20 protein-coding genes and 1 riboswitch are annotated in these 18,404 nt (G+C 60.1%); of the genes, 13 read left to right on the plus strand and 7 right to left on the minus strand.

What is annotated here, in order from left to right; all coding sequences use genetic code 11:
* Window positions 1–112 (minus strand): hypothetical protein (locus tag WFM46_RS11045; RefSeq protein ID WP_336997637.1); only part of this gene is annotated, 112 nt, incomplete at its 3' end.
* Window positions 113–114: 2 nt separating this feature from the next.
* Between WFM46_RS11045 and zupT the strand changes: the two genes are divergently transcribed.
* A complete protein-coding gene (gene zupT / locus WFM46_RS11050; protein ID WP_336997638.1) occupies window positions 115–876 on the plus strand; it encodes a zinc transporter ZupT in 762 nt (253 codons plus the stop codon).
* 41 nt (window positions 877–917) lie between these two features.
* Here zupT and ribB read toward each other — a convergent pair whose 3' ends face one another.
* Window positions 918–1,571: a 3,4-dihydroxy-2-butanone-4-phosphate synthase gene (gene ribB / locus WFM46_RS11055; RefSeq protein ID WP_103176994.1), complete on the minus strand. Its 654-nt coding sequence runs from the start codon at window positions 1,569–1,571 to the stop codon at window positions 918–920.
* Window positions 1,572–1,675: 104 nt separating this feature from the next.
* A riboswitch (FMN riboswitch) is annotated at window positions 1,676–1,826 on the minus strand.
* Between the two features lie 120 nt (window positions 1,827–1,946).
* Between ribB and ubiK the strand changes: the two genes are divergently transcribed.
* Window positions 1,947–2,246 (plus strand): ubiquinone biosynthesis accessory factor UbiK, encoded by a 300-nt coding sequence (gene ubiK / locus WFM46_RS11060; protein ID WP_103176995.1) that lies wholly within the window; start codon window positions 1,947–1,949, stop codon window positions 2,244–2,246.
* Window positions 2,247–2,320: 74 nt separating this feature from the next.
* Here the strand turns inward: ubiK and hldE are convergent, their stop codons facing one another.
* From hldE to WFM46_RS11075, 3 genes are read right to left on the minus strand one after another with little or no spacing between them, the layout of a single operon-like run.
* The gene (gene hldE / locus WFM46_RS11065) at window positions 2,321–3,754 is read right to left on the minus strand and encodes a bifunctional D-glycero-beta-D-manno-heptose-7-phosphate kinase/D-glycero-beta-D-manno-heptose 1-phosphate adenylyltransferase HldE (protein ID WP_103176996.1); all 1,434 of its coding nucleotides are present in this window, start codon (window positions 3,752–3,754) and stop codon (window positions 2,321–2,323) included.
* A gap of 40 nt (window positions 3,755–3,794) precedes the next feature.
* Window positions 3,795–6,653, minus strand: coding sequence for a bifunctional [glutamate--ammonia ligase]-adenylyl-L-tyrosine phosphorylase/[glutamate--ammonia-ligase] adenylyltransferase (glnE, locus tag WFM46_RS11070; protein WP_336997627.1), 2,859 nt, complete (start codon window positions 6,651–6,653; stop codon window positions 3,795–3,797).
* 18 nt (window positions 6,654–6,671) lie between these two features.
* Window positions 6,672–7,973 (minus strand): CYTH domain-containing protein, encoded by a 1,302-nt coding sequence (locus WFM46_RS11075; protein ID WP_336997628.1) that lies wholly within the window; start codon window positions 7,971–7,973, stop codon window positions 6,672–6,674.
* Between the two features lie 238 nt (window positions 7,974–8,211).
* Between WFM46_RS11075 and WFM46_RS11080 the strand changes: the two genes are divergently transcribed.
* A complete protein-coding gene (locus WFM46_RS11080; RefSeq protein WP_103176999.1) occupies window positions 8,212–8,832 on the plus strand; it encodes a TIGR04211 family SH3 domain-containing protein in 621 nt (206 codons plus the stop codon).
* Between the two features lie 58 nt (window positions 8,833–8,890).
* Window positions 8,891–10,132, plus strand: coding sequence for a multifunctional CCA addition/repair protein (locus tag WFM46_RS11085; protein ID WP_336997629.1), 1,242 nt, complete (start codon window positions 8,891–8,893; stop codon window positions 10,130–10,132).
* Window positions 10,133–10,142: 10 nt separating this feature from the next.
* On the opposite strand, the gene bacA is transcribed toward WFM46_RS11085, so the two are convergent.
* Together bacA and folB are read right to left on the minus strand one after the other, a co-directional pair.
* Window positions 10,143–10,961, minus strand: a complete 819-nt coding sequence (bacA, locus tag WFM46_RS11090; protein ID WP_336997630.1) for an undecaprenyl-diphosphate phosphatase — start codon at window positions 10,959–10,961, stop codon at window positions 10,143–10,145.
* 103 nt (window positions 10,962–11,064) lie between these two features.
* Entirely contained in the window at window positions 11,065–11,433 is a 369-nt protein-coding gene (gene folB, locus WFM46_RS11095) for a bifunctional dihydroneopterin aldolase/7,8-dihydroneopterin epimerase (protein ID WP_103177002.1), read from the minus strand.
* Window positions 11,434–11,540: 107 nt separating this feature from the next.
* On the opposite strand from folB, the gene plsY reads away from it, so the two are divergent.
* The 9 genes from plsY (at window position 11,541) to ureG (ending at window position 18,376) form a co-directional block, all read left to right on the plus strand.
* On the plus strand, window positions 11,541–12,155 hold the full coding sequence (gene plsY / locus WFM46_RS11100; RefSeq protein WP_114316766.1) for a glycerol-3-phosphate 1-O-acyltransferase PlsY: 615 nt from the start codon (window positions 11,541–11,543) through the stop codon (window positions 12,153–12,155).
* A 742-nt stretch (window positions 12,156–12,897) separates the two neighbouring features.
* Window positions 12,898–13,725, plus strand: a complete 828-nt coding sequence (locus tag WFM46_RS11105; protein WP_180210925.1) for an urease accessory protein UreD — start codon at window positions 12,898–12,900, stop codon at window positions 13,723–13,725.
* Between the two features lie 10 nt (window positions 13,726–13,735).
* Entirely contained in the window at window positions 13,736–14,038 is a 303-nt protein-coding gene (locus tag WFM46_RS11110) for an urease subunit gamma (protein ID WP_039031754.1), read from the plus strand.
* A 9-nt stretch (window positions 14,039–14,047) separates the two neighbouring features.
* Window positions 14,048–14,362 carry an urease subunit beta gene (locus WFM46_RS11115; RefSeq protein WP_336997631.1) on the plus strand — a complete coding sequence of 105 codons (315 nt, stop codon included), beginning with the start codon at window positions 14,048–14,050 and terminating at the stop codon, window positions 14,360–14,362.
* Complete coding sequence (gene ureC, locus WFM46_RS11120) at window positions 14,355–16,058, plus strand: urease subunit alpha (protein ID WP_336997632.1); 1,704 nt, start codon at window positions 14,355–14,357, stop codon at window positions 16,056–16,058. The genes WFM46_RS11115 and ureC overlap by 8 nt, the downstream gene beginning before the upstream one ends.
* Before the next feature lie 9 nt (window positions 16,059–16,067).
* Window positions 16,068–16,526 (plus strand): urease accessory protein UreE, encoded by a 459-nt coding sequence (gene ureE, locus WFM46_RS11125; protein ID WP_103177007.1) that lies wholly within the window; start codon window positions 16,068–16,070, stop codon window positions 16,524–16,526.
* A gap of 9 nt (window positions 16,527–16,535) precedes the next feature.
* Window positions 16,536–17,075 (plus strand): HupE/UreJ family protein, encoded by a 540-nt coding sequence (locus WFM46_RS11130; protein ID WP_103177008.1) that lies wholly within the window; start codon window positions 16,536–16,538, stop codon window positions 17,073–17,075.
* Entirely contained in the window at window positions 17,075–17,749 is a 675-nt protein-coding gene (locus WFM46_RS11135; RefSeq protein WP_336997633.1) for an urease accessory protein UreF, read from the plus strand. Before WFM46_RS11130 ends, WFM46_RS11135 begins: the two co-directional genes overlap by 1 nt.
* Before the next feature lie 9 nt (window positions 17,750–17,758).
* A complete protein-coding gene (gene ureG / locus WFM46_RS11140) occupies window positions 17,759–18,376 on the plus strand; it encodes an urease accessory protein UreG (RefSeq protein ID WP_103177010.1) in 618 nt (205 codons plus the stop codon).
* The last annotated feature ends 28 nt before the right edge of the window (window positions 18,377–18,404 follow it).

Genomic DNA, 18,404 nt, shown 5'->3' on the forward strand with positions numbered 1-18,404 from the left:
GCTCGTAGTGACCCAGGTCCAGGTCGGTTTCAGCGCCGTCTTCAGTAACGAACACTTCCCCGTGTTGGATCGGGCTCATGGTACCTGGATCGACGTTGATGTACGGATCCATCTCTGATTCTGACGATTCTCGCAGGCGCCGCCACCTTTATCGGCGCCCTGCTCGGCGTGCTGGGCCAGAAGCCCTCGAACCGCGTGCTGGCATTTTCGCTCGGCTTTGCCGCCGGGATCATGTTGCTCATCTCCCTGATGGAGATGTTGCCCGCGGCACTCGGCACCGAAGGGATGTCGCCGGTGCTCGGCTACGGGATGTTTGTTTTTGGCCTGCTGGGCTACTTTGCGCTGGACAGAATGCTGCCCCACGCGCACCCGCAGGATCTGATGCAGAAAGGGAGTCAGCCGCTGCCCCGCAACCTGCGACGTACTGCGCTGCTGCTGACCCTGGGCATCAGCCTGCACAACTTCCCGGAAGGCGTTGCGACCTATGTGACCGCCAGTAACAACCTGGAGTTAGGATTCGGTATTGCGCTGGCGGTGGCGTTGCACAATATCCCGGAGGGGCTGGCGGTCGCAGGCCCGGTCTATGCGGCCACCGGTTCAAAACGTAAAGCGGTCTTCTGGGCGGGTATTTCCGGCATGGCGGAGATTGCAGGCGGCGTACTGGCGTGGCTGATCCTCGGCAGCCTGATCTCGCCGGTGGTGATGGCGGCGATTATGGCGGCAGTGGCAGGGATTATGGTGGCGCTGTCGGTGGATGAGCTGATGCCGCTCGCCAAAGAGATCGATCCCAATAACAATCCCAGCTACGGCGTGCTGTGCGGGATGTCGGTAATGGGGCTCAGTCTGGTGCTGCTCCAGACGGCAGGAATAGGGTAAAAAAAACGCCGGGTTAACCCGGCGTTTTTTATGCTGCGTTATCAGCTGGCTTTGCGCTCGTGCGCCTGGCGATACGCCACCAGATCTTCAATGGTGACCACAGCCATGTTGTGTTTCACCGCGAAGTCAATGCACTCCGGCGCGCGGGCCATAGAGCCATCATCATTGGTCAGTTCACACAGGACACCGGCGGGTTTGAAACCGGCCAGCGTTACCAGATCGATAGTGGCTTCGGTGTGGCCGCCGCGAGTCAACACGCCGCCCGGCTGCGCGCGCAGCGGGAAGACATGGCCCGGACGGTTCAGGTCAGAAGGTTTTGCACCGTCGGCAATGGCGGCACGCACGGTGGTGACGCGGTCAGCGGCAGAGACACCGGTGGTCACGCCGCTGGCGGCTTCGATGGTGACGGTAAAACCGGTGCCGAAGGCGCTGGTGTTGTTCTCTACCATCATAGGCAGTTCCAGCTGTTTACGGCGATCTTCGGTGATACACAGGCAAACAATACCGCTGCCGTGACGGATGGTCAGCGCCATCTGCTCAACGGTCATGGTTTCGGCGGCGAAAATCATATCGCCTTCGTTTTCACGGTCTTCATCGTCAAGCACCATCACGCCGCGGCCTTCGCGAAGCGCAGCAAGCGCCTGCTCAACACGGTCAGTAGAGGTACCGAAAGAGGAAAGGAGCGTCTGATTCATGGTAAAAAAACCTCATTAAAATTATGGTTACCAGAATCAGGGCAGTCTTAGGAGCGCCGGAGTACGGCAAAAAAATAACGTGAGCGGGCCTCGCCCGACTGGTTCGTTACTCTCTCCCATCCGGACTTTAACCGTCGGCCCCGGAATTACACCGGATCTGCTGACCTTTGAGTATGCACCCAAAGCGCTCGCGGGCTTTCAACATGGTGTTGATTTACCGCCGGTGGGGAATTTCGCCCCGCCCTGAGAATAAGCGGGATAACTATAACGCTAATGATAATGTTCGGCAACGCATAAGCTTCACACAATTCTGGTTTAAGGATCCCCGTAACGCGCTACAATGGTTCTAAACATCTTTACTTCAAGGGAACTATGATGATCGACCCAAAAAAAATTGAACAACTTGCTCGCCAGGTCCATGAATCCATGCCAAAAGGCGTACGTGAGTTTGGTGATGATGTTGAGAAGAAGATCCGCCAGGTGCTGCAGGCGCAGCTGATGCGTCTGGATCTGGTCAGCCGTGAAGAATTTGACGTGCAGACGCAGGTTCTGCTGCGCACCCGCGAAAAGATTGCCCTGCTGGAGCAGCGCCTCACCGAGCTGGAAAACCGCGGTGTTGTTGTTGATGAAGTGAAACCGGCCCCGGCGATCCCACCGGTAGACAACGTGGAATAATTCACAACTGTTACCGTAGGCCGGGTAAGGCGAAGCCGCCACCCGGCAAAAAAACGGGCCTTTCGGCCCGTTTTTTATTTCTCGCTATCTTTCTGGATCTTTTTGATGATGTTGGTGGTTGAACACCCGTCCTCAAAATTGAGCACCATCACTTCCCCGCCGTTGGCCCAGACCTCTTCGCTGCCCGCGATTTGCTCAGGCTTGTAGTCACCGCCTTTCACCAGCAGGTCCGGCAGGATCCCGGCAATCAGGCGCTGCGGGGTATCCTCTTCGAAGGAGACGACCCAGTCCACCGCTTCCAGCGCGCCAAGCACAATCATACGCTGCTCAAGCGGATTCACCGGACGGGTTTCACCCTTAAGACGTTTGGTGGAGGCATCGCTGTTCACCGCCACGATCAGGCGGTCGCCCAGCTTGCGCGCGTTGGCAAGATAGGAGACATGGCCCGCGTGCAGAATGTCGAACACGCCGTTGGTCATTACCACTTTCTCACCACGCTTACGCGCGGCGGCAACGGCCACTTTCAGCTCTTCTTCACTCATCACGCCAAAACCGGTATCAGCACGGCCACGCACCGCATTTTCCAGTTCGATAGGGGAGACGGTTGAGGTCCCCAGCTTGCCGACCACCACGCCTGCGGCAGCGTTGGCAAAGTAGCAGGCCTCTTCAAGGGTATTACCGGCCGCCAGCGTCGCCGCCAGCACGCCAATCACCGTATCGCCCGCACCGGTGACGTCATACACTTCCTGCGCCTGGGTTGGCATATGCAGCGGCGCTTTGCCCGGTTGCAGCAGGGTCATCCCCTGCTCGGAACGGGTCACCAGCAGCGCGGAGAGATCGAAATCGGCGATGATCTTCATGCCGCGCTCAACGATCTCATCCTCGGTTTTGCATTTGCCCGCCACCGCTTCAAACTCGGAGAGGTTAGGCGTCAGCAGCGTCGCGCCGCGATAGCGTTCGAAATCGGTGCCTTTCGGGTCGATCAGCACCGGCACACCGGAAGCGCGGGCCAGCTTAATCATCTGCTGGACGCTCGCCAGCGCCCCTTTGGCGTAGTCGGAGAGCACCAGCGCGCCGATGTTGCCCAGGGCCTGGTTGATGCGCTCGTGCAGCGGCTCCGGATCTACCCCTTCAAAGCCCTCTTCAAAGTCGAGGCGGATCAGCTGCTGATTGCGCGACAGCACGCGCAGCTTGGTAATGGTCGGGTGCGTTGGAACAGAAACGAAATCACATTTAACGTTCACATCCGCCAGCGTCTTGCTCAGCGCCCGCGCCGCATCGTCGATGCCGGTCAGACCGACCAGACGCGAATGTGCGCCGAGAGAAGCAATGTTCATCGCCACGTTTGCCGCGCCGCCAGGACGCTCTTCAATGGTATCCACCTTCACCACCGGGACCGGGGCTTCCGGGGAAATGCGGCTGGTTGGCCCATACCAGTAGCGATCCAGCATCACATCGCCAACTACCATAACTCCAGCACGTTCAAACTCTGGCAGTGTTACTTTCATTCCTGACTCCAGAAAGATTCACAATTTGCGCGCGATAATATCACACTTGTTTTGTTACGCACGGTTCCACCAGCCACTTCTGCCAGCAGGCGCGCACCAGCTCCCGCTCGGCGTTAAAGCAGTCGAGCGGCAGATGACCAGGCTGCTCCTGCAACGCCAGATGGTGCAGTTCATCGCGCAGCGTGGTGTAAGCGCGGGTGAGCGCCAGCGCCTCCTGCTCATCCATAATGTCGTTCTGCGCCAGCAGTTCCAGAATGCGCACGTTATCCGACCAGCGGGTCAGCTTCGGTTTGGCGTGGGCGTCACGCAGCACCAGATACTGGGTGATAAATTCGATGTCGGTAATACCGCCTTCGTCGGCTTTAATATCAAAGCGATCACGATGTTTATTTCCCAGATGGGCGCGCATTTTTTCACGCATCTCGCGCACCTCGGTCTGCAGCGTCTGGCCTTCACGCGTGGCGGTCAGCACGTCGCGCCGGATAGCATCGAACTGCGCCTTCAGCTGCGGATCGCCATAGACCACCCGGGCGCGCACCAGAGCCTGATGCTCCCAGGTCCAGGCTTCGTTCTTCTGATACTCGGCGAACGACTCGGTGGAGGTGACCAGCATGCCCGCCGCCCCGGACGGACGCAGGCGGGCATCCACTTCATACAGAATGCCCGACGACGTGCGGGTGCTGAACAGGTGCATGATGCGCTGGGCGAGGCGCAGGTAGAACTGACGCCCGTCGATCTCACGCTCGCCGTCGGTCATCACATCTACCGGGCAGTCGTGAAGGAAAATGAGATCCAGATCGGAGCTGTAGCCCAGCTCCCAGCCGCCCAGTTTGCCATATCCCACCACCGCAAAGCCGCGCCCTTCCCGATCGGCCAGGTGTTTCGGCTGGCCATAACGCGCCACCATCTGTACCCACGCCTGATGGACAACGGCATCAATAATCGCCTCCGCCAGCCAGGTTAAGTGATCGCTCACTTTCATCACCGGCAACGTTCCGGCGATATCGGCGGCAGCCACACGCAGCAGCTGCGCCTGTTTAAATTGACGCAGCGCCTCCAGTTGCTGCTCCTCATCCTCCTCCGGCACGCGCAGCAGATACTGGCGCAGCTCGTCCCGGTAGGCGTCGGTCGCCGTCGGCTGGTAAAGGGTATTGGGATCGAGCAGCTCGTCCAGCAGCAGCGGATAGCGCGCCAGCTTGCTGGCGATCATTGGCGAGGCGGCGCAAAGGGAAATCAGGTGCTTAAGCGCGCCCGGGAACTCGCTTAACAGCTCCAGATAGGTGGTGCGGGTGATGATCCCGCTGAGCAGCGGGGTCAGGCGCGACAGCGGCACCGGCGCATCGGCGCGGGAGCAGACGTCGCTGAGCAGGTGCGGCATCAGGTGATCGAGCACCTGACGTCCGCGCGGGCCAATGGCGCGCTTGTTCAGCTCCAGGCGGAAATCGGCAATCAGCGCCACCACCCGGTGACGGTCATCATTGCTGAGGTGGGCCAGCACCGGGGTAGTATCGTCCTCCTGCAGCGCATCCTGCCACAGCTCGCGCCAGTGCTCCGACAGCTCATCATCCTGTGATTCGCTCTCATCGTCGCCAATCAGGTCGTTAAAAATCCGCCGCACCGCGGCCATGTGCGCATCCAGCGCCTCGGTCAGCGCCTGCCAGTCGTCAAGGCGCATCCCCCAGGCGAGGCGGGCGCGATTAAGCTCATCCCCCGGCAGGGTCTGGGTTTGTTCGTCGTTAATGCTCTGCAGCAGGTTCTCCAGCCGACGCAAGAAGAGGTAGGCCTCACGCAGGATCTGCGCATCCCCTTCCGCCAAAAGGTTCAGCTGTGCAATTGCCGCAAGCGTTGGCAGCAGGGAGCGGGATTGCAGCGACGGCTCGCGCCCGCCGCGGATCAGCTGGAACACCTGGACGATAAACTCGATCTCCCGGATACCGCCCGCCCCCAGCTTGATGTTGTCTTTCAGGCCACGACGCCGCACTTCCCGGGCAATCATCCCTTTCATGTTGCGCAGCGACTGGATGACGCTGAAATCGATATAGCGGCGGAACACGAACGGGCGCAGCATGGCGCGCAGCTCGCTGGCATAGGCGCCGTCGTTATCGCCCATGATCCGCGCCTTCACCATCGCGTAGCGCTCCCAGTCGCGCCCCTGCTCCTGGTAGTAGTCCTCCAGCGCGGCGAAGCTCAGCACCAGCGGGCCGCTGTCGCCGAACGGACGCAGGCGCATATCCACGCGATAGACAAAGCCATCCTGGGTGGGTTGATCCAGGGCCTTAATCAGCCGCTGCCCCAGGCGGGTAAAGAACTGGGCGTTGTCCAGCTCACGGCGTCCGCCACGGGTGGCACCCTTCTCCGGCCAGGCGAAGATGAGATCGATGTCTGAGGAAAAGTTGAGCTCGCCGCCGCCGAGCTTGCCCATCCCTAAAATCAGCAGCGGCTGCGGGGTGCCCTCCTCACTGCATGGCGTCCCCCATTCACGACAGCAGGCGTCGTACAGCCAGTCGCGCGCGGTGACGATCAGCGTCTCCGCAAGGTGACTCAACTGCTGCAACGTGCTCTCTTCACTCACCAGCATCAGCGCCTGCGCCCAGGCGATGCGCACCATTACCCGGCGGCGGAAATGGCGCAGCTCGCGCATCAGCGCGGCTTCATCGCTGACATCTGCCAGCGCGTCGCGTAACCACTGCGCGTAGTGCTGCCACTCGTCCGCCTGCGGCGGCGCGGCCTCAAGCCCGGTCAGCCAGTCAGGATGTGCCGTAACGCTCTCCTGCACAAAGTCGCTAAACGCCAGCACCTGCCGGGCCTGCTCGCTTAATGACGAGGCGGGTAATGTTTCCGGCAGACGCTCACATACCGTCTGCCACTGCTGCTGTAAGGGTGAAGAAAGCGGCATCATTGGGGTTCCTTGCCTGCGTTAACGTTTTCCGCTGTGCAGCCAGAATGGCTCCTGCGAAATGGCTTCGTTACGGAAATGCTCAATTTCAATGTGCTGGCGCGTCTTAATGGCATGCAGCAGCCCTTGCCAGTTTTCCAGCCAGGCGCGGGCCACCGGGCCGTCATAGGCCCCTGCCAGCAGCAGCATGCTGTCGATGTTACGCGCCAGACGAATCAGCTGATCGCCATACTGATCCCCCAGCGGATGGGCGAAGGTGGTTTTCAGTTCAGCGGCGTGACGGGAGAGGTGAATATCGGCGAAGCGCTTAAAGTTATCCGCCATTTTGCTCTGCGCCTTCGCGTCGAGGAAGGTGCGCCAGCCGCGTGTCACCAGAAACTCGGTCAGCGCCAGTTTCGCGGTGGCGGTTTGCGGGCTGTAGACCGCCGTCTCGGCAGAGACATCCGACGCCATCAGGGTTTCGGTCTGGGTCAGCAGATCGCGTAAGTGAGCACTCGCTTTACGTGGCACAATGCCGCCGAACAGCGTCAGGCTGTGACGTACCAGCGCCATCGCCGCCAGTACCTCGGCTTTCGCCCCTTTCACACCGCGGACCCACAGCTCCTCGTGATACTGCCACTGGCTGAGGGCCAGCTCCAGCGAGGCTTCAAATCCCTGCTCGATGGAGGATTTCGGCGCGACGCGCATAATCTCCAGCGGTTTCAGGGTGCGCAGGGCATTGCCCTGGGCCAGATGATAGCCGCGGGCGGCTTTGCTCAGGCTCCCCTGACGCAGACCGCTCTGGGTCACCAGCTTACGCGCCAGCTTCAGCACGTCATCGGCGTGGCCTTCCAGCAGCTCAAGCTCCAGCTCGCAGATCGGCTCCTGGAACTCGCCCGCTTTTACCTCACCCCGGTCGAGGGCAATTTCAATGCGGCTTTTACCTTCGTTCACCAGCCACTTTTCACGCCAGAAATCGGTGCTGAACAGCGGGCTGGCGCTCTCTTCCAGGCCCTCGGGGAGTTGGCCTTCCGGCCACACTTCCGCCGGAAAGCGCGCCAGATCCAGCGCAGGCTGGTCAATATCAATGTTGTATTCCGGGCGCTGATGCAGACCGCCCACCACGCGACCACCAATTTTCATGGTCATCTCGTAGCGGCCATCAACGCCGCGGATGCGCAGCCCCCTGTCATGGCGACGCAGCCACAGGTCCTGAGTTTCGTAATAGATGTTGAGCAGTTGCACCGGCTCGTGATGTTCAGCTGTCAGCTGGTGCAGATGGTTTTTCAGCGCGTCGACGCTCTCATTTTCAACGATAAACTTTAATTCGATTTCCTGAGCCATGGCCTTGTTCTTTTGATTGCAGCACTGCGGGGTAAATTTAGGCGAACTTACTCGCCACTTTTTTGTCAGTAGATAGTATTTTGCGCCAGATTGCCACGCAATGAGCAATTTGACGGGCGTAAAGTTTGTTAAAGTGGCAAACCCTACACGGAGGATTCCGAATGCTGACGAATCCTTTGCGTGGAGAAGCCGTTACCACTACTATCGTTCCACTTTTTACGAAAATAACGACTGCCTGATGCTTAAATTACGCCTAATCGGACTGACATTACTTGCTTTTAGCGCCGCAACAGCGGTTCACGCTGAAGAGAAACGCTACGTTTCTGACGAACTGAATACCTGGGTACGTAGTGGTCCGGGTGACAATTATCGCCTCGTGGGTACGATTAATGCCGGCGAGGAAGTGGTGCTGTTACAGAGCAATGCCGACTCTAACTATGGCCAGGTGCGCGACAGCAGCGGCCGTACCGCCTGGATCCCGTTGAAAGAGCTTAGCACCAGCCCAAGCCTGCGCACCCGCGTGCCGGATCTGGAAAACCAGGTCAAAACCCTGACCGACAAACTGACCAATATCGACGCCACCTGGAACCAGCGCACGGCTGAAATGCAGCAGAAAGTGGCGCAGAGCGACGGGGTGATCAACGGTCTCAAAGACGAAAACCAGAAGCTGAAGAACGAGCTGATCGTCGCCCAGAAAAAGGTGAGCGCAGCCAACCTGCAGCTGGATGACAAACAGCGCACCATTATTATGCAGTGGTTTATGTATGGCGGCGGCGTGCTGGGTATGGGTCTGCTGCTGGGTCTGGTGCTGCCGCATCTGGTACCGAGCCGTAAGCGTAAAGACCGCTGGATGAACTAAATCGCTATCTCTGCCACACTTACGTATTATTGCCATTTTTAATACGGGAGAGTGTGGCGTGAAGATTTATCTGGTCGGTGGTGCGGTTCGTGATGCGTTTTTAGGTCTGCCGGTCAAAGATAAAGACTGGGTGGTGGTAGGCGCCACACCTCAGGAGATGCTCGATGCGGGCTACCAGCAGGTAGGCCGCGATTTTCCTGTCTTCCTGCATCCGCAAAGCCGCCACGAGTACGCGCTGGCGCGTACCGAGCGCAAATCCGGCGTCGGTTATACTGGCTTCACCTGTCATGCCGCCCCGGACGTCACCCTTGAAGAGGATTTGCAGCGCCGCGATCTGACCATTAACGCCCTCGCCCAGGATGAACACGGCCATATCATTGATGCCTATGGCGGCCAGTCGGATCTGCAGAACCGCATTCTGCGCCATGTTTCCCCCGCCTTCTCTGAAGATCCGCTCCGCGTGCTGCGCGTGGCGCGTTTTGCGGCCCGCTATGCCCACCTGAGTTTTCGCATCGCCGATGAAACGATGGCGCTGATGGCCGCCATGACCAGAGCGGGCGAGCTGGAACACCTTACCCCCGAACGCGTGTGGAAAGAGACCGAGAATGCGCTCACCACGCGTAATCCACAGGTTTACTTCCAGGTGCTGCGCGACTGCGGGGCGCTGAAGGTACTGTTCCCGGAAGTGGACGCCCTGTTTGGCGTGCCGGCCCCGGCGAAGTGGCACCCGGAAATCGATACCGGCATCCATACCCTGATGACCCTGAGCATGGCGGCGATGCTGAGCCCGGAGGTAGACGTCCGCTTTGCCACGCTCTGTCACGACCTCGGGAAGGGGTTAACGCCGCCCGAACTCTGGCCGCGCCACCACGGCCACGGTCCGGCGGGCGTGCGGCTGGTTGAACGCGTCTGCCAGCGGATGCGGGTCCCTAACGAGATCCGCGATCTGGCGAAGCTGGTTGCCGAGTTCCACGACCTGATCCACACCTTCCCGATCCTTAAACCGGCCACCATCATCAAGCTGTTCGACAGTATTGACGCCTGGCGCAAACCGCAGCGCGTGGAGCAGATCGCCTTAACCAGCGAAGCCGACGTGCGCGGGCGTACCGGGTTTGAAGCCAACGATTATCCGCAGGGGCGGTTGCTGCGTGAAGCCTGGGAAGTGGCGAAAGCGGTGCCGACAAAAGCGGTCGTCGAAGCTGGATTTAAAGGAGCAGAAATCCGGGAAGAGTTAACGAAACGGCGGATCCGGGCCGTCGCAGCCTGGAAGGAACAGCATTGCCCTCAGCCGAAAGACTGAGGGCGGGCAATCAGAAGAAGACCACGTATACCGCGGCCGCCACGATAAAGCGATAGATGGCGAACGGGATAAACGAGATGTGCTTGATCAGTTGCAGGAAGGTTTTGATGGCGATCAGCGCCACGATAAAGGCGGTGACAAAGCCCACGGCAAACATCGGGATGTCGCCCGCGGTCAGGAAGTGATAGCTCTTGTAGAGATCGAGCACCGTGGCGCCCATCATCATCGGCACCGCCAGCAGGAATGAGAACTCAGAGGCCGCATAGCGGCTCACGCCCATCAGCATCCCGCCTGAAATCGTCGCCCCGGAGCGAGAGAAGCCCGGCCACAGTGCCAGACACTGGAAGCAGCCAATCATAAACGCCTGACGGTAGGTCATGTCGTCCAGACCCGCCGCGCGGGGCTCTTTCGGCTTCAGCAGCTCGGCGGCAATTAGAAGGATACCGCCGACCACCAGGGCATACATGACGTTAATCGGGTTAAACAGCGACTTGATGGTGTCGTGGAGTAACAGACCCAGCACTACCGCCGGAATCATCCCGAGCAGAATGTGCAGCAGCGTTAAACGCCCTTTACCTGTGCCTTCATGCGGCGGATGACCAAAGTGGATGCCAATCAGGCCGAACAGGCGACGCCAGAACATCACCACCACCGCCAGAATGGATCCTAACTGGATCACTACCTCAAAGGTTTTCGCCGTTTCGCCTTCGAACCCCAGCAGATGGCCGACAATGATCATATGGCCTGTACTGGAAACCGGCAAAAACTCTGTCAATCCTTCGACCACACCCAGTATTGCTGCCACCAGCAGGGAGTGCATATCGCTCATCAATTAACCCCTAAAAGACAGAAAAAAGGGCTACCCAGGGGGTAACCGTAAAAGGAACAGCTCTAAGACTGATTTAACAGGAATTGGTTTAACTATTATACCTTTAAATGTTTCCTTTCAGATTTTGGCTACGTTCGATAATGACGCCCACATTGGCCGCCCGCGCAACCGCCCCCGGCTTGCTGACTTTGATACGCACCCATGGGGAGTTGAAGCGGCTGAGCAGCAGCTCCGCGACTTCTTCCGCCACGCGCTCCACCAGCGCAAAACGCTGGCCTTCCACGTGACTGATGACCGCGTCACTCACGTCGGCATAGCTCAGACAGTCGTTCACATCGTCGCTTTTTGCCGCGGCGAGATTATCCCAGCCCATTTCGATATCGAACACGAGTTTCTGCTCGATGGTCTGCTCCCAGTCATACACCCCGATAGTGGTGATTACCGAAAGTTGCTCTATAAATACTATATCCATCACGACCTGCCTGGTTTTTGGCTAAACCGGATACCACTCCCGGCGAATTATGCGTATTATCCACAGATGCTAAGTACAAAACGACATTTTCAAAACGGAACAGCGTTATGAGTGCAATCGCGCCTGGAATGATCCTCCTCGCCTACCTTTGCGGCTCAATTTCCAGCGCCATTCTGGTCTGCCGTATCGCCGGGTTGCCTGACCCACGCGAGAGCGGCTCCGGGAATCCGGGAGCGACCAATGTACTACGAATTGGCGGCAAAGGAGCAGCCGTAGCGGTTCTGATTTTTGACGTTCTGAAAGGAATGCTTCCCGTCTGGGGCGCGTATGCACTGGGCGTCACGCCGTTCTGGCTGGGGCTGATTGCCATTGCCGCCTGTCTGGGCCATATCTGGCCGGTTTTCTTTGGTTTTAAAGGTGGAAAAGGCGTCGCCACCGCGTTTGGCGCCATTGCCCCCATTGGCTGGGATCTGACCGGCGTGATGGCCGGCACCTGGCTGCTCAGCGTGTTGCTGAGCGGCTACTCTTCGCTTGGCGCCATTGTGAGCGCGCTGATTGCACCATTTTATGTCTGGTGGTTTAAGCCGCAGTTTACCTTTCCGGTGTCGATGCTCTCTTGTCTGATCCTGTTGCGTCACCATGACAATATTCAGCGGTTGTGGCGGCATCAGGAGACGAAGATCTGGGCGCGGTTGAAGCGGAAGAAGAAAGAGACGCGGTAGCTTATATTGAGTTTAGTGGAATAGTTCCGTTCACTTTACGACCAACAGAATATGACGTTCCGGAACCCGTGAACGTGATAAGGGGGCCACCGCGGCCCCCTTATCAATCCCCGCGGCCCCGCGACGAAATCGGTGCTTCGCACTGCGCTCACCTCACGACCTGCTGCCTGCGGTCGGCTCAACTCGACATCCTGTCTCGATTCGCCTCTGGCCGCCATCCCTGGCGTCCAGCCCTTGTCATCCGGTCTCCGGTTCGCCGATTTCAGCGGGGACTCAACACCCGTGCTACATTCCGGCAATAAAAAAATTTGCAGAGAAATGACGTTCTGTTTCATTCAGGCCGCAGCGAAGGCTGAGGGAGCGTGAGTCCGGCTGAAAATCGCTGAGGCGTTGACCGCAGGCCGGGGCGAGGCGCAGGGATGCGCCGAGAGGGCGTGACCTACATGGATGTAGGATCACGCCCGACCCGTTAGCCGGAGGGAATAAGCCGAAGGGACCGCGAAGCGGCGATTTTCTTTGCCGGGAGCCGGGATTGTTAAGGGGGCGGCGGCAGCCCCCTTAACACGTTCACCGCAGCGGGGCGTACATAACGCAGAGAAGTCATAGTGAACGGAACAATTCCACCATTCCAGAAAATAAGTGGGCGCTTAGCAACCCCCCCATCCATAAGCGACTCATATGACAGCCTTCATTTCCGCCAGGGCATACTAAAAAAACCCGACGGCGAGCAGATGGATAAAGCATGTCAGCAACTCAGGCGCATGAAAAAACAGTAAAAGGCTGGCAGGCATCCCTTGCCCTGCACTTTTCCCACTCGCCTGAGAAAACCCTCCTCCACTCTGCCCGCCACGTCGGGCCACTCACCGTGCAGCGCCCCTTTTATCCCGAAGGTGAAACCTGCCACCTCTATCTGCTGCATCCCCCAGGCGGGATTGTCGGCGGGGATGAGCTGGCGATTACCGTTCATCTTGCGGCCCATAGCCACGCGCTGATCACCATGCCCGGCGCCAGCAAGTTCTATCGCAGCAACGGCGCCCTGGCGCGGCTGGATCAGCACTTCACGCTGGACGAGAACGCCATGCTGGAGTGGCTGCCGCAGGACACCCTTTTCTTTCCCGGGGCACAGGCCGCCCTGCGCTCGGTGTTCCATCTGCAGCGCAGCAGTACGCTGCTGGCCTGGGAGCTGTTTTGCCTGGGCCGCCCGGTGATTAATGAGCCCTTCAGCCACGGTCGTATTGAGAGCCGTCTCGAAGTCTGGCTTGAGGGTGAGCCGCTGTTAATCGAGCGCCAGCACCTGGCCGACGGCGATCTGACCCCCGTGGCGGAACATCCGTGGATCGGCACCCTGCTGTTTTACCCGGCGAGCGAAACACAGCTGGAGGAGGCCCGCGAAGCCCTGGCACCGCTGGAGCATTTCGCTGGCGCGACCCTCACCGACGGCCTGCTGTCGGTGCGCTTCCTCGCGCACGACAACCTGATTTGCCAGCAGGCGATGCGTGAGATCTGGCAGCGCCTGCGTCCGCAGCTTACCGCCAAAGCCCCCTGTTCGCCCCGAATCTGGCACACCTGAGAGAAGCACGATGGAACTGACCCCCAGAGAAAAAGACAAGCTGTTGCTGTTTACCGCCGCGCTGGTCGCCGAGCGTCGTCTCGCCCGTGGCGTAAAACTCAATTACCCGGAATCGGTGGCCCTGATCAGCGCCTTCATTATGGAAGGGGCGCGCGATGGGCAGACGGTTGCGGAATTAATGGAAGCGGGCCGCCATGTCCTGACCCGCGCCCAGGTGATGGAGGGCGTACCGGAGATGATCCCGGACATTCAGGTGGAGGCCACCTTCCCGGACGGCTCCAAGCTCGTCACCGTTCACAATCCGATCCTGTAAGGGGGCAACATGATCCCAGGGGAATATCAGATACAACCCGGCCAGATCGTCATTAACGCGGATCGCGATACCCGGACGGTGATCGTCGAGAACCACGGCGACCGCCCGATCCAGGTCGGATCCCACTACCATTTTTTTGAGGTGAACCCGGCGCTTAAGTTCGATCGTGAGGCGACCCGAGGCTACCGGCTGAACATTGCCGCCGGTACCGCCGTGCGCTTTGAACCGGGGCAGAAGCGCGCCGTCACGCTGGTACAGGTGGCAGGCGCGCAGCGTATTGTGGGCTTTCGTGGCGAGGTGATGGGTGAGGTCAACCATGGCTGAGATTTCACGTCAGGCGTATGCCGACATGTTCGGCCCCACCACCGGGGATAAAGTCCGTCTCGCCGATACCGAGCTCTGGATCGAGGTGGAAAACGATCTGACTACCTACGGCGAAGAGGTCAAATTTGGCGGCGGAAAAGTGATCCGCGACGGCATGGGCCAGGGGCAGATGCTGGCACAGGACTGCGTGGATCTGGTGCTGACCAACGCGCTGATCGTCGATCACTGGGGGATCGTCAAAGCCGATATCGGCGTGAAGGAGGGCAGGATCTTCGCCATCGGCAAAGCGGGTAACCCGGACATTCAGCCCGGCGTAACCATCCCCATTGGCGCGGCCACCGAGGTGATCGCCGCCGAAGGGAAGATCGTCACCGCAGGCGGGGTCGATACCCATATCCACTGGATCTGTCCGCAGCAGGCGGAAGAGGCGCTGGTCTCCGGCGTCACCACCATGATTGGCGGCGGTACCGGACCGGCCGCAGGAACCAACGCCACCACCTGCACGCCAGGGCCGTGGTATATCGCCCGCATGTTGCAGGCGGTCGACACGCTGCCGGTGAATGTCGGCCTGCTGGGTAAAGGCAACGGCTCCAACCCGGATGCCCTGCGCGAGCAGGTTGCCGCGGGTGCGATTGGCCTGAAAATTCATGAGGACTGGGGTTCCACCCCTGCGGCGATCGACTGCGCCCTGACGGTGGCGGATGAGATGGATATCCAGGTGGCGCTGCACAGCGACACCCTTAACGAGGGCGGGTTTGTCGAGGACACCCTGGCGGCCATCGCCGGGCGCACCATCCACACCTTCCACACCGAGGGGGCGGGCGGCGGCCATGCGCCGGATATCATCACCGCCTGCGCGCACCCTAACATTCTGCCCTCCTCTACCAACCCCACGCTGCCCTACACGGTGAATACCATCGACGAACACCTGGACATGCTGATGGTCTGCCACCACCTCGACCCGGATATCGCCGAGGATGTGGCCTTTGCCGAATCGCGTATTCGCCGGGAGACCATTGCGGCAGAAGATGTGCTGCACGATATTGGCGCCTTCTCGCTCACCTCGTCCGATTCACAGGCGATGGGCCGGGTGGGAGAGGTGATCGTCCGCACCTGGCAGGTGGCGCACCGCATGAAGATACAGCGCGGCCCGCTGGCGGAGGAGTCGGGCGATAACGACAACCTGCGCGTAAAACGCTATATCGCCAAGTACACCATCAACCCGGCGCTGACCCACGGCATCGCCCATGAGGTCGGGTCGGTTGAGGCGGGGAAACTGGCGGACCTGGTGGTCTGGTCCCCCGCCTTCTTTGGCGTCAAGCCAGCCACCATCGTCAAAGGCGGGATGATCGCCTGCGCGCCGATGGGGGACATCAACGCCTCGATCCCCACGCCGCAGCCGGTGCATTACCGGCCCATGTTTGGCGCGCTGGGCGCCGCCCGCCACGCCACCCGTCTGACCTTTCTCTCGCAGGCTGCCGCCGATAACAACATTTCGCAGCAGCTGAACCTGCAGAGCGCCACTGCGGTAGTCAAAGGCTGCCGGACGGTGAAGAAGGCCGACATGATCCACAACGGCCTGCAGCCGAACATTACCGTCGATGCGCAAACCTATGAGGTGCGCATTGACGGGGAGTTGATTACCAGCGCACCGGCAGAGGTTCTGCCGATGGCGCAACGCTATTTCCTGTTCTGAGGAGGACTCATGATCACCTTAACCCAACGCCTTGATCATCCCCATCCCGTTACCGCACACGTCACGCTGCCCATTGATGTGCGGGTAAAGAGCCGCGCCCGCGTAGTGCTTAACGATGGCCGTGACGCCGGGCTGATGTTGCCCCGCGGTCTGTTGCTGCGGGGCGGCGACCTGCTTGCCAGTGACGATGGTCATGAAGTGGTGGAGGTCATTGCCGCCCCCGAGCCGCTGTCGGTGGTGCACTGCGCGGACCCGTTCCTGCTGGCCCGCGCCTGTTATCACCTGGGCAACCGCCACGTCCCGCTGCAGGTCATGCCCGGCGAATTGCGCTATCACCACGATCACGTGCTGGATGAAATGCTGCACCTGTTGGGCCTGGACGTCACTTTCGCCACCCTGCCCTTTGAACCGGAAGCGGGCGCTTATGCCAGCGAAGGGCACTCCCACTCTCACGCTCATTCACATTAAGGATTAATTATGCGTAAGTTGTTACCCCTGCTTCTGCTGGCCTTCTCCCTGCCCGCGCTGGCCCATCCGGGACACGGCAGCGACAGCTTTCAGGCGGGCTTTTTCCATCCCCTGACCGGGCTTGATCATCTGCTGATGTTGACCGGCGCAGGCGTGCTTGCCGCCCTGAGCGGCCGCAGGCTGCTGATGCCCTTTGCCACTCTCGGCATGATGCTCACCGGGGCGATTGCAGGCAGCCTGCTGGGGGGCTTTAGCGGCATGGAGATGCTGATTATCGCCTCGCTGGCGGTGTGTGGTGCCATGATGTTCAAAACCGAAAACCGCCTGCTGCTGGCGGTGCCCGCGCTGGCGATGTTCCACGGCTGGGCGCACGGGGTGGAGATGGCAGGCCACAGCTTCTGGCTGTTTACCAGCGGCTTTATGCTCGCCAGCGCCGCGGTGCTGTGCGCAAGCTTTGCGGCAGGCCTGCTGCTGCGCCGTCACGACGGGCTGCGTAAAACCCTCGGCGGCGGGCTGATCGCCTCTGCCCTGCTGGCGCTGATGAGCTGATGGAGCCGTCCCGCCAGTGGTTGCGCCTGATGCAACTCGCCAGCAGCAGTCTGCCGGTGGGCTCTTTTACCTGGTCGCAGGGGCTGGAGTGGGCGGTGGAAGCGGGCTGGGTCACTACCCCGGCGGCATTCAAAGCCTGGCAGTGTCAGCAGATGGAGCAAGGCTTTTTCCGCGTCGATCTGCCGCTCTTTTCCCGCCTGTACCGCGCCTGTGAACAGCAGGATCTGGCGAGCGCCGCGCACTGGACGGCGTACCTGCTGGCCTGCCGGGAGACCCGCGAGCTGCGGGAAGAGGAGCGCAACCGCGGGGCGGCGTTTACCCGGCTGATCAAAAGCTGGGAGGCGGATTGCCCACCTGACTGGCTGGCGCTGTTCCCGCAAAGCCAGCTATGCGGTATGGCGTGGCTCGGTGTGCACTGGGGCATCGGCCTGCGCGAGATGGCGCTGAGTCTTGGCTACAGCTGGATCGAGAGCGCGGTAATGGCGGGCGTCAAGCTGGTGCCCTTTGGGCAGCAGGCGGCCCAGCTGTTGATCATCGAACTCTGCGATCGCTTTACCGACGGGCTGGCGCAGGCGCTGTTGCTTTGCGATGACGAACTGGGGGCCGCCACGCCGCTGTCGGCCATCGCCTCGGCGCGCCACGAAACCCAATATTCACGATTATTCCGTTCCTGAGGAGTCTCTATGTCTGAGTACAAACACCCCCTGCGCGTGGGCGTGGGCGGCCCGGTGGGGTCGGGTAAAACCGCCCTGCTGGAAGCGCTGTGTAAAGCGATGCGCGACACCTATCACCTGGCCGTCGTCACCAACGATATCTACACCAAAGAGGATCAGCGCATCCTCACCGAGGCGGGCGCGCTGGAGCCGGAGCGCATTGTGGGGGTGGAGACCGGCGGCTGTCCGCACACCGCCATTCGTGAAGATGCCTCGATGAACCTGGCGGCGGTAGAAGCCCTGAGCGAGAAGTTCGGCAACCTGGATCTGATCTTTGTCGAGAGCGGCGGCGACAACCTGAGCGCCACCTTCAGCCCGGAGCTGGCAGATCTGACGATCTACGTGATCGACGTGGCGGAAGGGGAGAAGATCCCGCGCAAAGGCGGGCCGGGGATCACCAAATCCGATTTTCTGGTGATCAATAAAACCGATCTCGCCCCTTACGTGGGGGCCTCGCTGGAGGTGATGGAGCGCGACACCAACCGCATGCGCGGCGAGCGTCCGTGGACCTTTACTAACCTGAAAGCGGGTGACGGGCTGGCAAACATCATCGCGTTTCTGGAAGAGAAAGGCATGCTGAAGGTCTAAAAAAAGCCTGGCGTGACGCCAGGCTTGC

Source organism: Leclercia sp. M50 (assembly GCF_037150775.1).
Lineage (GTDB): Bacteria > Pseudomonadota > Gammaproteobacteria > Enterobacterales > Enterobacteriaceae > Enterobacter.

What these genes read in the sequence shown, in the direction of transcription:
- WFM46_RS11115 (WP_336997631.1), top strand. Translation starts at nt 14,048, where the DNA reads ATGATCCCAGGGGAATATCAGATACAACCCGGCCAGATCGTCATTAAC.
- ureG (WP_103177010.1), top strand. Translation starts at nt 17,759, where the DNA reads ATGTCTGAGTACAAACACCCCCTGCGCGTGGGCGTGGGCGGCCCGGTG.
- WFM46_RS11075 (WP_336997628.1), bottom strand. Translation starts at nt 7,973, where the DNA reads ATGGCTCAGGAAATCGAATTAAAGTTTATCGTTGAAAATGAGAGCGTC.
- WFM46_RS11080 (WP_103176999.1), top strand. Translation starts at nt 8,212, where the DNA reads ATGCTTAAATTACGCCTAATCGGACTGACATTACTTGCTTTTAGCGCC.
- WFM46_RS11135 (WP_336997633.1), top strand. Translation starts at nt 17,075, where the DNA reads ATGGAGCCGTCCCGCCAGTGGTTGCGCCTGATGCAACTCGCCAGCAGC.
- glnE (WP_336997627.1), bottom strand. Translation starts at nt 6,653, where the DNA reads ATGATGCCGCTTTCTTCACCCTTACAGCAGCAGTGGCAGACGGTATGT.
- ureE (WP_103177007.1), top strand. Translation starts at nt 16,068, where the DNA reads ATGATCACCTTAACCCAACGCCTTGATCATCCCCATCCCGTTACCGCA.
- folB (WP_103177002.1), bottom strand. Translation starts at nt 11,433, where the DNA reads ATGGATATAGTATTTATAGAGCAACTTTCGGTAATCACCACTATCGGG.
- hldE (WP_103176996.1), bottom strand. Translation starts at nt 3,754, where the DNA reads ATGAAAGTAACACTGCCAGAGTTTGAACGTGCTGGAGTTATGGTAGTT.
- WFM46_RS11110 (WP_039031754.1), top strand. Translation starts at nt 13,736, where the DNA reads ATGGAACTGACCCCCAGAGAAAAAGACAAGCTGTTGCTGTTTACCGCC.
- ureC (WP_336997632.1), top strand. Translation starts at nt 14,355, where the DNA reads ATGGCTGAGATTTCACGTCAGGCGTATGCCGACATGTTCGGCCCCACC.
- ribB (WP_103176994.1), bottom strand. Translation starts at nt 1,571, where the DNA reads ATGAATCAGACGCTCCTTTCCTCTTTCGGTACCTCTACTGACCGTGTT.
- ubiK (WP_103176995.1), top strand. Translation starts at nt 1,947, where the DNA reads ATGATCGACCCAAAAAAAATTGAACAACTTGCTCGCCAGGTCCATGAA.
- WFM46_RS11105 (WP_180210925.1), top strand. Translation starts at nt 12,898, where the DNA reads ATGTCAGCAACTCAGGCGCATGAAAAAACAGTAAAAGGCTGGCAGGCA.
- plsY (WP_114316766.1), top strand. Translation starts at nt 11,541, where the DNA reads ATGAGTGCAATCGCGCCTGGAATGATCCTCCTCGCCTACCTTTGCGGC.
- WFM46_RS11130 (WP_103177008.1), top strand. Translation starts at nt 16,536, where the DNA reads ATGCGTAAGTTGTTACCCCTGCTTCTGCTGGCCTTCTCCCTGCCCGCG.
- bacA (WP_336997630.1), bottom strand. Translation starts at nt 10,961, where the DNA reads ATGAGCGATATGCACTCCCTGCTGGTGGCAGCAATACTGGGTGTGGTC.